13 protein-coding genes and 1 CRISPR repeat array are annotated in these 12,748 nt (G+C 49.8%); of the genes, 5 read left to right on the top strand and 8 right to left on the bottom strand.

Going from position 1 to position 12,748, the window contains the following annotated elements; translation table 11 throughout:
- Window positions 1–27: 27 nt before the first annotated feature.
- From I2D94_RS06520 to I2D94_RS06540, 5 genes are all read right to left on the bottom strand, one after another.
- Entirely contained in the window at window positions 28–357 is a 330-nt protein-coding gene (locus I2D94_RS06520; protein ID WP_255524733.1) for a type II CAAX prenyl endopeptidase Rce1 family protein, read from the bottom strand.
- 116 nt (window positions 358–473) lie between these two features.
- Window positions 474–944, bottom strand: coding sequence for a hypothetical protein (locus I2D94_RS06525; protein WP_195396051.1), 471 nt, complete (start codon window positions 942–944; stop codon window positions 474–476).
- 71 nt (window positions 945–1,015) lie between these two features.
- Window positions 1,016–1,930, bottom strand: a complete 915-nt coding sequence (locus I2D94_RS06530; protein WP_072684756.1) for an SPFH domain-containing protein — start codon at window positions 1,928–1,930, stop codon at window positions 1,016–1,018.
- Window positions 1,931–1,957: 27 nt separating this feature from the next.
- Window positions 1,958–2,389 carry an NfeD family protein gene (locus I2D94_RS06535; RefSeq protein ID WP_072684757.1) on the bottom strand — a complete coding sequence of 144 codons (432 nt, stop codon included), beginning with the start codon at window positions 2,387–2,389 and terminating at the stop codon, window positions 1,958–1,960.
- A gap of 14 nt (window positions 2,390–2,403) precedes the next feature.
- Window positions 2,404–2,769 (bottom strand): hypothetical protein, encoded by a 366-nt coding sequence (locus tag I2D94_RS06540; protein ID WP_020224318.1) that lies wholly within the window; start codon window positions 2,767–2,769, stop codon window positions 2,404–2,406.
- A 151-nt stretch (window positions 2,770–2,920) separates the two neighbouring features.
- Here I2D94_RS06540 and I2D94_RS06545 point away from each other — a divergent pair, with 151 nt between their 5' ends.
- Genes I2D94_RS06545 through I2D94_RS06555 form a run of 3 tightly spaced genes read left to right on the top strand, consistent with a single transcriptional unit; the run spans window position 2,921 to window position 6,219 of the window.
- A complete protein-coding gene (locus tag I2D94_RS06545) occupies window positions 2,921–3,679 on the top strand; it encodes an alpha/beta fold hydrolase (protein WP_195396052.1) in 759 nt (252 codons plus the stop codon).
- Window position 3,680: 1 nt separating this feature from the next.
- Complete coding sequence (locus I2D94_RS06550) at window positions 3,681–5,288, top strand: Mur ligase family protein (RefSeq protein WP_195396053.1); 1,608 nt, start codon at window positions 3,681–3,683, stop codon at window positions 5,286–5,288.
- 13 nt (window positions 5,289–5,301) lie between these two features.
- Complete coding sequence (locus I2D94_RS06555) at window positions 5,302–6,219, top strand: N(4)-(beta-N-acetylglucosaminyl)-L-asparaginase (protein ID WP_229056788.1); 918 nt, start codon at window positions 5,302–5,304, stop codon at window positions 6,217–6,219.
- A 94-nt stretch (window positions 6,220–6,313) separates the two neighbouring features.
- Window positions 6,314–6,745: a CRISPR direct-repeat array (repeat unit 26 nt; unit sequence ATTTCAATCCACATACCGCTCGCGCG).
- A gap of 194 nt (window positions 6,746–6,939) precedes the next feature.
- On the opposite strand, the gene I2D94_RS06560 is transcribed toward I2D94_RS06555, so the two are convergent.
- Entirely contained in the window at window positions 6,940–8,205 is a 1,266-nt protein-coding gene (locus I2D94_RS06560; RefSeq protein WP_195396055.1) for an AI-2E family transporter, read from the bottom strand.
- 182 nt (window positions 8,206–8,387) lie between these two features.
- Between I2D94_RS06560 and I2D94_RS06565 the strand changes: the two genes are divergently transcribed.
- Entirely contained in the window at window positions 8,388–9,623 is a 1,236-nt protein-coding gene (locus tag I2D94_RS06565) for a D-alanine--D-alanine ligase family protein (RefSeq protein WP_195396056.1), read from the top strand.
- A gap of 287 nt (window positions 9,624–9,910) precedes the next feature.
- On the opposite strand, the gene I2D94_RS06570 is transcribed toward I2D94_RS06565, so the two are convergent.
- Both I2D94_RS06570 and I2D94_RS06575 read right to left on the bottom strand, forming a co-directional pair.
- Window positions 9,911–10,843 (bottom strand): ComEC/Rec2 family competence protein, encoded by a 933-nt coding sequence (locus I2D94_RS06570; protein WP_072684762.1) that lies wholly within the window; start codon window positions 10,841–10,843, stop codon window positions 9,911–9,913.
- 282 nt (window positions 10,844–11,125) lie between these two features.
- A complete protein-coding gene (locus I2D94_RS06575) occupies window positions 11,126–11,776 on the bottom strand; it encodes a DsbA family protein (protein WP_072684763.1) in 651 nt (216 codons plus the stop codon).
- A 160-nt stretch (window positions 11,777–11,936) separates the two neighbouring features.
- Here I2D94_RS06575 and deoD point away from each other — a divergent pair, with 160 nt between their 5' ends.
- Entirely contained in the window at window positions 11,937–12,647 is a 711-nt protein-coding gene (gene deoD, locus I2D94_RS06580; protein WP_195396057.1) for a purine-nucleoside phosphorylase, read from the top strand.
- The last annotated feature ends 101 nt before the right edge of the window (window positions 12,648–12,748 follow it).

Here is a 12,748-nt window from a genome sequence, read left to right on the forward strand (position 1 = left end):
TGCGGCATACTGTCTGCGTCAGCTTACTCAAAAAGCCAACCAGGCGCCGAAGGTGATAAAGCGGATCAGGTCAGCCAGAGTATGCGCACCGACTGCGGAAGTCAGATTGACAATCCATTGCAGCAAGGCAAACGGTAGACCGAAGGCAGCGGTCATGACGAGCAGACTGCCGATTTCAGCCATGCCGGGGAAATGAATCAGAACCTGCGGCGGGATCATGATCAAAAGGCAAAAAAACGTCTGGATGTGACTGAATTTTTTCTTTCCAGCGACTTCGACGTAAAATGCGTAAAGGAAGGTGCGGAATAAAATCTCCTCAAACAAGCCGGCCCGCAGCGCATCAAATAGGAAGATCAGACAAAAGCGGCAGCATCGTTAACTGACCCAGACAAGGCCCAGATTCAAACGTCCCAGAACGATCCCCGCGCCTGAAATCCACCCCATCGTCCGCTGAAATTCTTTTTTTCCATTGGTCAGAAGATAAAATGAGGGGATGCGGCGTCTTTTGCAACTTGGCTGTGGAAGCGATATAACCGGACAGGACAAAGAGCCCCATCAAAGGATGGGAAACCATGGCGATGGCCGCAAAAACCATCACAAAACAAGATCAGACCGGCGAATGTTGTTTTATAACGGATCAGAAAATCCATGCCCAGAGCCGCAAACAAGACAAACCACAAAACCATCACGTTTAGAATTACAGTAAGAATGCCCAATCCAATGAATCCGGCACAGAGAAGTTCCGGACGAAATGTTGGCGACCTGTTTTTTGTCGTTGATAATTCTCTTTTTAACGTTTTTTCACCAAGGGGGGGGAAGGACGAAGAAAGCAGGATGAAGGACGAAGAAAGCTCTGAATTGCGGATCGTAAACGGGAAAGTAAAATCAGGCTGGACAGACTTGAACAGGCTGGAAAGAACGTGGGAAAATCCTGTCAGGATCAAAGCCGGGAATCCGGGAAGCTGATGTTCTTTCGGCAGATTAAAAAAAGGCGCCCAACGGACGCCTTGTGGTTTTATTCTTTATTTTCGACAGGTTTGACGACTTCCGCCAGCGAAGCCAGCGTGCCGGTGATATCCTGCAGGTTGCTTGGGACGATCAGCTTGGTCGCCTTGCCGTCCGCCATCTTCTGCAGCGTTTCATAACCCTTCAAGGTTAAGAATTCCAGGCTTGGATCGGAATTCTTGATCATTTCAATACCTTTAGCCTGTGCAGCGTACAGCCGTTCAGTTGCCTGAGCCTGGCCTTCCGCTTCCGCGATCATGGCTTCCTTCTTCGCCGTAGCGCGCAGAATCATGGATTCCTTTTCGCCTTCCGCGGTCAGGATTGCCGATTTCTTTTCACCTTCGGCACGCAGGATCGCTTCACGACGTTCCCGTTCCGCCCGCATCTGCTTCTCCATTGATTCCTGGATGTCGCGCGGCGGGATGATGTTCTTGACTTCAACACGGCCGACCTTGACGCCCCATGGATCCGTTGCTTCGTCCAAAATTGCGCGCATCTTCGTATTGATGATATCGCGGGAAGTCAGCGTCTCATCCAGCTCCAGCTCACCGATGATGTTTCGCAGCGTTGTCGCCGTCAGATTTTCCAAAGCGCTGATCGGCCGTTCGACGCCGTAAGTATACAGCTTCGGATCGGTAATCTGAAAGTAGACGACCGTATCGATCTGCATCGTAACGTTATCCTTGGTGATGACTGGCTGCGGATCAAAATCCTTGACGATTTCTTTTAACGAAACCTTGTTGGCGACGCGGTCGATAAACGGTACCATGAAATGCGGACCGGTATGCCACGTGCTGTGGTAAGCGCCCAGGCGCTCAACGACATAAGCTTTGGCCTGCGGCACGATTCGGACGCAGTAGCAAATCACTGCAATGGCAATCAGGAAGATGACCAGGAAGACTAATATTTGTAAGAACCCATTCATAATTTATTTCCTTTCTCGACTGAAACCTCAGTCCTCTATTTTTTTCACGAGGAGTTTTGCGCCCTCGATCGCAACGATTTCCACTAACGATCCCTCATTGATCGGATGCCCGTCGACGCTGATCGCGTTCCAGACCACACCGTTCACCTTGAGTTCGCCCCAGGCTTCCCCGGTAATGTCTTTCAGAAGCTGGACATGTCGGCCGATCACCCGGTCGGCGTTCGTCGCGACAATATTGCCTCGTAAATACTGGGAAGCCATCGGCCGGATCGCTGCCAGACAAACTAACGACGCCGCAAAGAAGATGACGACCTGCCAGATAAAGGCCAGATTCAACGCCAGCGCGCCCAGGGCAAACAACGCTCCGACGCAGAACCAGATACTGACAAGACTGGTCGCCGTCGCCAGTTCAACGACCAGCGCCCCCAAGAATACCAGAATCCATAAACCGAAATACATTTTTCCTCACCTCCTTATACGGGATTGTTCAGATCAATAATCAGCATTTTTTCGCGTTCATCAAACTGCGCGGGAACTTTAATCCCGTTGCATTCGATGCCTGTCAGCTGGGCGATTTCCTCAATCAGCGCTTTGTTGCTGATGCGGGCATATCCCTTTCCCATGGATACTTTATGCAGCTGCTCCAGCGGGATGAGTTTTAAATCTACCTCTCGCTTGGTCACGGGGCGGATCGCAACTTTCCGTTCTTCCCGGTCGAGTCCGATACAGCACCATCGAATATCTTCAAAATAGGCAGCCGCTACGTTGTTTAACGTGAAATTGTTCGGATACAAGGTCACTAACATCGTGTAGGCGTTGCCCTTAACCCACTCAAACATGACTTCGATCTCCTTTCTATACCATGCTCTTATTATACGCTGAATCCTCAAAATCTTCAATATCTTATTTTGCTTATTCTGAATATTATTTTTGTACTTTCCAAGCTTGTGAAGATTGCATATAATAAAGTAGAAACAATGGAGGATTTTTATGCCGCAAATTAAAATTAACGGACTGAATATTGAAGTTGCGACGGAAGGTCAGGGCCGCGATGTAGTGCTGTTGCACGGCTGGCGGCAGCGGATGATCATGATGGAACCCATCTACAATCATCTTAAAGCCCATTTTCGGGTTTTTAATTTCGATTTTCCCGGTTTCGGTAAAAGCGACGAACCGCCGGTTGCCTGGGGCGTCCCGGAATATCGGGAGTTTCTCGAAGCGTTTTGCCGGACCTTTGATATCCATGATCCGATTCTGATCGGTCATTCCTTCGGCTGTCGGGTGGCCGTTCACTACGCGGTAAAGAATCCCGTGCATAAGATGGTGCTGACCGGCGCGGCGGGAATCCGGCCGAAGCAAACCTGGCAGGCCAAGCTCAAAATTGTAGGCTACAAAGCGGCGAAAAAAGCGATCACGCTGGTCGGCAGCGAAACGATGCTGGAAGACTTCAAACGCAAATCCGGTTCCGACGATTACCGCAGCGCAACCGGCATTATGCGCGAAACCTTTGTTAAAGTTGTCAACGACGATGTCAGCGGGATGCTGGAAGACGTTACGGTTCCAGTCTTGTTGGTCTGGGGCGAAAACGACGAAGCAGCGCCTTTATGGATGGGAAAACAGATGGAAGCGAAAATGAAGAATGCCGGACTGGCAATTTTTGAAGGGGACGATCATTTCGCGTATTTCAACCAGAGCGCCCGGTTTAACCGGTGTCTGGATGTCTTTTTAAAGGAAGACTGGGAGGAATGACATGGAGTTTTTACGACAGATTCAGGATTTATTAGAGAAAGTGCTGTTTTCAGCACTGCTTTTGTGTATGATGGTGATTCCCTGGAAGCATGCTTTGCACATGTTCCAGCAGAACCGGTATGAGCCGGGGCGGTATATTCAGTGGGGAAAAGATCAGCTGAAAGTGTGGAAGCACTGGCTGTTTCCTGTGCTGATTCTCGTTCTGGCGCTCGGCTGCATCGTGATTCCGGATTACCGGCTGGGGAAGATCGCGACGGTGTGGCTGGCGGTGTTTGTCGGCGGGGTTACTTTATATCGGGAAAAGAAAAAAAGCTATATCAAACCGCTGGCGGTGACCGCGCGGGTTAAACGGCAGATCGCCGTCATGCTTGTGCTGAACTGCCTGTGGCTGATTCCGGCGGTCATGCTGACGGATTATCCGTTATGGGCGTTGTGGGTTGTCGCGGCATGCTGGATCAACTGGCTTTTGATCTTTCCCATGGCCTGGATTACCAGTCCGTTTGAGAAGTTGATCAAAAAACACTATATGAAGCTGGCAAAGGAAATTCTGAAGAACCATGACCGGTTGATTAAGATCGGGATTACCGGCAGTTATGGCAAGACTTCCTCAAAAAATATTCTTCAGCAGATTCTTTCTGAGAAGTTCTATTCACTGCCGACGCCGGCGTCGTTCAATACGCCGATGGGAATCACGATCACCATCCGCGAACAGCTGAAACCAACGCATGAGGTGTTCATCTGCGAGATGGGGGCGGATCATGTCGGCGATATCGAGCAGCTGATGAATTTTGTGCAGCCGCAGATCGGCTTAGTAACCTCGATCGGTCCGCAGCATCTGAATACGTTTGGTTCTCAGGAAAATATCGTCACGGAAAAAATGAAGATGATCGAGAAGCTGCCGGTCACGGGCTTCGGTGTATTAAATAAGGATAACGAGTTGATCCGGAATTACTATATCAAGAATAAGTGTCCGATCGCCTGGTATGGCATCGAGCAGGAGGATGTGGATTACCGGGCCGTGAATATCAGCTTTGGCCCGCAGGGATCCTCGTTTGATATCCATACGCGCGAGGGTGCGGATATTCCGTTTAAAACGCGTTTATTGGGTGAACACAACATCGCGAATATTCTGGCGGCTGTGGCGGTTGGCCGGCATCTGGGTGTCAGTTGGGAACAGCTGCAGAGCGCAGTGGCGCAGGTGCGGTATGTCGAGCATCGGCTGGAAGTGAAGAAGATTAATGGTTATACGTTTATTGACGACGCGTTTAATTCAAATCCGGTGGGCTCTGCGATGTCTTTGCAGGTGCTGAAGACAATGCCGGGCACCCGGTTTATCGTCACGCCGGGGATGATCGATCTGGGTCCGCGTCAGCATGAGATCAATAAGCAGTTCGGCATGAAAATGAAGGATTGCGCGGATGAGGTCATTCTGGTGGGCAAGCGGCAGACGGAGCCGATTGTCGAGGGATTACAGGCTTGCGGATTTGATATGGCGCACGTGCATATCGTCGCAACGGTGAAGGAAGCGTTTGGTCTTGTTTATCAAAAGGCAGCCTACACGGATACCATTTTATTGGAAAATGATTTGCCGGATGCGTTTAATCAATAAGGAGCCAAAATCAATGAAGTGGACTTTAATCGCAACGTGGAAAATGGCGGCGGAAGGCATGCGGCTGGCGGAAGCGAATTTGCGGAAATCAGGCTCGGCCGATCAGGCGCTGGAGACGGTGATCACCGCAGTCGAAAGGGATCCGCGGTTTCATTCCGTCGGTTATTCGGGACTGCCGAATCAGGCGGGCGTCGTGCAGTTGGACGGTGGTTATATGAACGGTGATACGTTATCCATCGGAGCGGTCGGCTGTGTTGAAAATGTAGCGTCGGCGTTTAAGCTGGCGCGGCATTGTGCGGATCAGCAGTTTAATAATTTCCTGGTTGGCGAGGGTGCATCGCAGTTTGCGGTTCAGTCAGGCATGGAAACGATGGAATTATTAACTCCGGAAGCGAAGATGATTTATGAGCAGCGCCGGGCGGAGCCGGAACCGTTATCCAGTTATAAAGGGCATGATACGGTTGGGGTTTGTTGTCTGGACGGGCAGGGCACGTTGGCGGCTGGAACATCGACTTCGGGACTGTTCATGAAAAGGCCGGGTCGCGTGGGCGATTCACCGGTCTGCGGGAGTGGTTTCTATGCGGACAGTGAGATCGGGGCTGCGGCTGCTACGGGCGTGGGCGAAGAAATCATGAAAGGGTGTCTGAGCTATGAGGTGGTACGCCGGCTGCAGCAGGGACAGGATCCTCAGAGAGCGGCTTCATCGCTCGTAGCGGAATTCACGCAAAAGTTAATTCGGAAACGGGGCCGGGCCGACGCGATTTCCTTAATTTGCGTAGATAAGGAAGGGCGCTGGGGTGTTGGCACGAATATCAAGTTTGCTTTCGTGGTCAGTGATCAGGATCATCCGGCCCGGGTTTATGTTGCGGAGCCGGATCAGGATGGTTGTACGATCCGAGCTTGGAATGATACAGATCAGGATGTAGATTAGAGTGAAATAAAAAAAGCCTGTTTTCTCAGCTTAAGGCGGGAGAGAACAGGTTTTTAAGTGTGAGCGGGTGTAGTGGCAGACCTACAAGTCTTAGATTTCAATTAACGTACCGCTTGCGCGATATGACATGCTGTATGGCTACTTCAGCAAAACCACAGCAGATTTCAATTGACATACCGCTCGCGAGGTATGACGTTAAGCGGTCAGAGGGGCGAAATAGTGGTGCAATTTCAATCCATATACCGCTCGCGCGATATGACGAAATGCCGAAAAATGTCAATTTAAGAATAAAGGATTTCAATCCACATACCGCTCGCGCGATATGACTTCGAAGAATAGATGAGTATTTAAAACCGAATAAATTTCAATCCACATACCGCTCGCGCGGTATGACGAAATTTCAGCTTCAACCGGATTTTCTTGTTGAGATTTCAATCCACATACCGCTCGCGCGGTATGACAAAGTAGAGAGAGCGCCAGTTATGGCAAAAAAATTTCAATCCACATACCGCTCGCGCGGTATGACGCAGATAAGAAACTGAATTAAGATCACATGTTTCCTATCTCACTCTTATCATAAACATTCTTGAGTGTACTTGCAACATTTTCCTTAATATTCACATTTTTACGGTGCGAACCTCCCTGGGTTTTTATGTTCACTTCATGTTCGCACCCAAGTGGACAAAAAACGCAAGGCCTTTGAAGACCTTGCGCTTAAGCTTATTGATTCTCGTTCGAAGATGAAGAGTCCTGCTCAGAATTTGAAATTGAATCCAGACTGAGCAATCCGGATTCATCCAAAATCTGTCCCTTTTTCCGCATCCGGCCATTGACGAATTCACCTAACAAGGTGTAGAGAACTGCCGTTGCCGGAACTGCAATCAACATTCCGAACAACCCTAACAGACCGCCGAATACTACGATGGATAACAAGACCCAGATCCCCGGAAGACCTACGGAATTCCCCACAACCCGCGGATAAATCAAATTGTTTTCAAACTGCTGCACGATCTGGAAATAAACCATGAAAAACAAGGACATCCACGGGTTGATCGCGAAGATCAGAACACAGCCGAACGCCATTCCCAACATCGCTCCGAACATCGGAACGATACTGGTAACACCGATGACCGTGCTGATTAACATGGCATACGGCATCTTGAACAAAGTCATGGAAACATAATACAACATCGCCAGAATACACGCTTCTAACAGCTGCCCTGAAATGAAACTGGAGAATGTCTGATTCGTTTTTCGTCCCAATGCCAAGACGCGGTTTGCCGCCGATAAGGGAAGCAGGGCGCCGATCAATTTCTTCAGCTGACGGATGAATTTCTCTTTGCTGGAAAGCAGATACAAACTTAACATGAAGCCCATTACCCAGTTGCTTACACCGACGGTGATCGCGGAAATGTTGTTGATCACCGTCATGCCGGTGCCGCCGACCCAGTTGGTTGCGGTCTGGAAAATTTTATCAGCGCTTAAGCCCAGCTGATCCAGCGCAGCCTGCAGCTTCGCCGTATCCAGATCCCATTCAATGTTTTCCAGATGCAGACTGGCTAACAAATTGTTGATGTTTTCCACAATATTGCCGGCATAGACGACACAGTTATTGAACAGCTGCACGATCGACGCGATCAGCTGCGGGAAAATAATACTCGACAAGACAAACAAGACAGCCAGCGCCAGAAGCAGCGTCAGGAAGATCGAAATCCCGCGCACCTTCGGTTCTTTCTGCGCTGGTTTCTTTTTGCTTCGCGGCAGCGCCTGGATCAGGCTGATCAATCCCTTTTCAATAGCCTTCATCGGCTGATTCAGCACAAAGGCGATGCCGATCGCGTAAAATAACGGGGTTAACAGATGCATTACTTTCCCCAGTACACCCATTAAATCCTGAAAATGAACGAGAGCGAAAAGCAGTAAAACAATATACGTCGACAGCCACATCCAGGGCTTGATCTTTTTTAAGATATCTTTAGGAATCATAATCCTGTCCTTTCCTTCAACAGTTATCGGTTGGTTAGTTATAGATTATAATGATTAAGCTTAAAATACAAGGTCAACCTGACGAAAATCTGCTATAATAGACGAGGATTTCCTGCAAATAAAGGAAATGACAGGCTATCTCCGGCATACAGTAGGGAGAGGCCAGATTAGGAGAGTGAAGTATGAAAATTCGTGTTGGAGTTGTTTTCGGCGGTGAATCTGTCGAGCATGAAGTCAGCGTGATTTCAGCTCTGCAGGGTATTGAAGCCCTGGATAAAGAACGTTATGAAGTGATTCCCTTATATATTTCAAAGCAGCGTGATTTCTATTCGTCGCCTGCGCTGCTGGATGTAGAAAATTATAAAAATCTCGATGAGCTGATTCAGAAAGCGACGCCGGTTGTGCTGGTGAAAAAAGGCAAGGAAGTCGTTGTGGAACCGATTAAAAAAGGTCTGTTTACCAAACCGATCGGCACGGTCGACGTTATCGTTCCGATCATGCATGGTACCAACGGCGAAGATGGAACGATTCAGGGGTATCTGGAAATGCTGAAAATTCCGTATGCCGGCTGCGATGTGATCGGCGCTGCTGTCGGTCAGGATAAAGTTGTGATGAAGCATATTCTGCAGAACAGCGGGTTGCCGGTCTGCCCTTGGTTCTGGCTGTATGGCCATGAATTCGCGCACAAGCAGGAAGCGGTTTTAGCTCAGGTGCATGAATTAGGCTATCCGGTGGTCATGAAGCCAGCTTGTCTGGGTTCCTCAGTCGGCATCACGATTGCGCATAATGATGAAGAATTCATCGCCGGGGTCGAAGACGCTCGACAATATGATAACAAGATCGTTGTCGAACAGATGGTAAAGAACCTGCGGGAGATCAACTGTTCAGTTCTGGGTAGCTGCTTTGATTGTCAGGCCAGCGTGCTGGAGGAAGTCGGCAAGCAGGATGAAATCATGAGTTTTAAAGATAAATATTTAGGTCAGGGCGCAACGAAAAGCGGTTCCAAAGGCGGAGCTAAGTGCGGGACCAAGAGCGGCGATGGCGGAATGGCCAGTGCGGCGCGGATCGTGCCGGCGCCGCTCGATGAAGCGACGACGGAAAAAATCAGGAATCTGGCGATTGAAACCTTCAAGGTGCTGGGCGCCAGCGGCGTATGCCGGATTGATTTTATGATGGACGGTGATACCGGGATGATATACGTCAATGAAATCAATACAATTCCTGGCTCGCTGGCCTATTATCTGTGGCAGCCGGTCGGCGTCAGCTTTACTCAATTAATGGATACGCTGGTATCTCAGGCGATTGACCGCCAGCGCCGGCGGGAGAAAATGATTTTCTCCTATGAAACCAATCTGTTGGCCAGTTACAGCGCAAACAAGAACAACGGCGGAACGAAAGGTACCAAAGGAACGAAATAACCTTTGAACCCCGGTCAGTTAGACGGTCCTTCCTTAGTTTAGAAAAGTCTGGCAGAAACCATCTTCGATCCGTTTCTGAAGAAGGGGTTGAAGTAAGGAACAGCCTGAAATCCCGATGAATGTTATTCAAGGCGAAACAGCCAAATTGAAAAATAAGAAAAACCAGTTTGATCAACCGGCGTCTTCCATGGAAGCGCAGGAGTTCAAGCTGGTTTCTTTTTATCACTTTTCTGCCATCCCTGATTCACAGGGAAATCCGTTGACCTTGCGGTGACGGCAAGAGGGTATTAGTTATGAATCGTATAATTGACGCCGTCGCTTTCGATCAGAATCGTTCCCAGCTGATCGGTGCGGTAAATGGAAAATCCCATCTTTTCATAGCGTTTCAGCACATCTTCCGAAGGCAGACCATAATCGTTGTTCAAACCGACGGAGAGGATCACATCCCGGGGATTCACAGCTTCCAAGAATGCTTGAGTAGAAGATGTCTCCGAACCATGATGGGGAGCTTTCAGGATATCGGCCTGAACGTTGGCATAGCTGGCCAGCACATCCTTCTCAGACTGCGCCTGCATGTCGCCGGTGAACAGAATGGAAGTTTGTCCATGGACATAGCGCAGGACAATCGAGGAATTGTTGACTTCGGAATACTCCTCGCTTAGCGGTCCCAAGATCGTAAACTGATCTTCACCCAAGGTGAAGGTATCGCCCGGCTGCGGATGGATCAACGACGTCTGCGTCGTTTCGATCGCCTGAATGACGTCTTTGTACGTTTTCGAATCCAGCGTGCGCTGAGGAAGCATGACCGTTTCCACGTCGAAGGAATACAGGACGGCGTCCAGCGAGCCTACATGATCTTCATGGGCATGCGTGCCGATCGCATATTTTAAATGAGTGATTCCCTGCTGCTGCAGATAATCGGTGACCAGTTTCGCGTCGGCATTGTTGCCGGCGTCGATGATCATCGCTTCTGCGCCGGACTGAATCAGAATCGCATCCGCCTGACCGACGTCGATAAAATGAACGGTCAGCGCCGAATTCACCTGCGTGTGAACGGGCGTCGCCGCCGTGTTGTTTCTTAAAGCATCAGATTCAGGCAGCCATTGGGGGCTGAAATAACTCAGACCCGCCAAGATCAAAGCGCCCAGTAACGAACCCAGCGTGACTTTAGCCGTTTTTTTCGATCGGCGGACAGAACGTCTGCGCGTTGTTTTTCTCATAATTCTCCTTTCTTCCGTGACGGCTTTGCCGCTTCTTTCGGGAATCTTTTTTCCTTTGAGCGAACCGGCACAGATCTTTGAATTGAATACCGAAAAAGAATTCGTTTTTATTATGCCGAAAAACTTACCGGACGACAAGTCTTGTCTTTTTTGAAAAGCGAAATGTCAGCTTTTATCCTGTTAAAAACAGCTTTCCTGCTCAGACTGTGAAAGCTGTCAGAATCTTGATCGCCGCCCACCATCGCGGCTTAAAAAAGTTTAGCGGATGATCAAGGTAGAAAATCATTCCAACGGTTGTGATGCCGGATTGCAGCCCTTTGGCGTGCAGACCAGACCCGCCATGGTTTTCTCTGCCTGATCCAGAATGATCGCCCGCCATTCCTTGGGGGTGTGATAGCCTTGGATCTTTTCGCCATTCATTTGATAGGCCGGGATGCCTTCGAGGTTCAGCGCCGGCTTCGCTTCCCAATCCCGATCGACCTCCGCAAGGAAGGTTCCGTTCGTTAAAGCCTGCGCAAACGCCGCGCCGTCCAGTCCCAACTCATCCATGACCATTCGCAGCACCGCCGGATCGCCGATATCTTTCTGCTGCCGGTAGAAAACGTCAAACGTCAGCCGCACATAATCCAGCTCCCGGCCTGCCTGTCTGGCAAAATAAAACCCTTGAAACGCATCGGTCGTGTAGGGATGCGGACTGATCCAGGGCAGATTCATCTCGATTCCCAATGCCTGCGCCATCGGCTTCAACACTTCGTCAAACCGCTTCAGCCGCTTTTCATCATGCATCGGATCGACCTTCGGCGTTGGAAAGCGCCGCAGCTCATAAGGGTGAAAATCCAATTCAACATCCAGACCTTCGATCGCCCGGGATAGCGAATGAAGCCCGACATAACAAAATGGACAGACAAAATCAAAGAAAATCGAAATTTTCATAACAGGCCTTCTTTCTGAACCGATCATAGCCGGCCAGTGCCCCGTTGTCAATGCTTGTGCTTTTTCTGCGGAATTTCCTGCACAATCCCGGCCGCTTATCCATCGCTTCCAGCCGTTAAACATGCTATAATACATCTGGAAAATAAGGAGGAACTCAACTATGTCAACACCGCACAACAGTGCCGAAAAAGGGCAGATCGCCAAAACCGTCCTGATGCCGGGGGATCCCCTGCGCGCCAAATTCATCGCTGAAACATTCCTGGAAAATCCTGTCCAGTTCAACGCCGTCCGCAATATGTTCGGCTACACCGGAACCTATAAGGGTAAAACGATTTCCGTCATGGGCAGTGGCATGGGGATGCCGAGCATCGGCATTTATTCCTATGAGCTGTTCAGCCAGTATGGTGTCGAAAACATTATCCGAATCGGCTCAGCCGGCGCGTATTCGCCGGATTTGAAAGTCTTTGATGTCGTGCTGGCCGACAGCGCCTACAGCGAATCCAGCTATGCGAAAGTCCAGAGCGGTTATGATCAGGATAAAACCTATCCGTCGGAAACGCTCAACCAGCGGATTAAAGACGCGGCAGAAAAACTGGGCATGCCGCTGCATGTCGGCTGCATTCACTCCAGCGACGTCTTCTACCGCGAAGGCGGCAACGATTACATCAAGGAGCTGACAGACATTCATCATTGCCTGGCTGTAGAAATGGAAAGCTTCGCGCTGTTCCACAACGCCCATGTCTTAGGCAAAAACGCTGCATGCCTGATCACGGTCTCCGATTCCTTTGTCACTTCGGAAGTGACAACCCCTGAACAGCGCCAGACATCCTTCACCAAAATGATGGAGATCGCGCTGGAAGCGGTGGAATAAGCACATCTCACGTTTTTCCAATTATCACAAAGCAGAAAGAACCGGCAGCCGCCGGTTTTTTTCCTGTCTTCAGTTTGGGCAAGCTCCCGGTTGTCTTCCGC

This window comes from Holdemania sp. 1001302B_160321_E10, from assembly GCF_015552275.1.
GTDB lineage: Bacteria > Bacillota_I > Bacilli_A > Erysipelotrichales > Erysipelotrichaceae > Holdemania.

What these genes read in the sequence shown, in the direction of transcription:
- I2D94_RS06565 (WP_195396056.1), top strand. Translation starts at nt 8,388, where the DNA reads ATGAAAATTCGTGTTGGAGTTGTTTTCGGCGGTGAATCTGTCGAGCAT.
- I2D94_RS06545 (WP_195396052.1), top strand. Translation starts at nt 2,921, where the DNA reads ATGCCGCAAATTAAAATTAACGGACTGAATATTGAAGTTGCGACGGAA.
- I2D94_RS06555 (WP_229056788.1), top strand. Translation starts at nt 5,302, where the DNA reads ATGAAGTGGACTTTAATCGCAACGTGGAAAATGGCGGCGGAAGGCATG.
- I2D94_RS06560 (WP_195396055.1), bottom strand. Translation starts at nt 8,205, where the DNA reads ATGATTCCTAAAGATATCTTAAAAAAGATCAAGCCCTGGATGTGGCTG.
- I2D94_RS06530 (WP_072684756.1), bottom strand. Translation starts at nt 1,930, where the DNA reads ATGAATGGGTTCTTACAAATATTAGTCTTCCTGGTCATCTTCCTGATT.
- I2D94_RS06540 (WP_020224318.1), bottom strand. Translation starts at nt 2,769, where the DNA reads ATGTTTGAGTGGGTTAAGGGCAACGCCTACACGATGTTAGTGACCTTG.
- I2D94_RS06570 (WP_072684762.1), bottom strand. Translation starts at nt 10,843, where the DNA reads ATGAGAAAAACAACGCGCAGACGTTCTGTCCGCCGATCGAAAAAAACG.
- deoD (WP_195396057.1), top strand. Translation starts at nt 11,937, where the DNA reads ATGTCAACACCGCACAACAGTGCCGAAAAAGGGCAGATCGCCAAAACC.
- I2D94_RS06550 (WP_195396053.1), top strand. Translation starts at nt 3,681, where the DNA reads ATGGAGTTTTTACGACAGATTCAGGATTTATTAGAGAAAGTGCTGTTT.
- I2D94_RS06575 (WP_072684763.1), bottom strand. Translation starts at nt 11,776, where the DNA reads ATGAAAATTTCGATTTTCTTTGATTTTGTCTGTCCATTTTGTTATGTC.
- I2D94_RS06535 (WP_072684757.1), bottom strand. Translation starts at nt 2,389, where the DNA reads ATGTATTTCGGTTTATGGATTCTGGTATTCTTGGGGGCGCTGGTCGTT.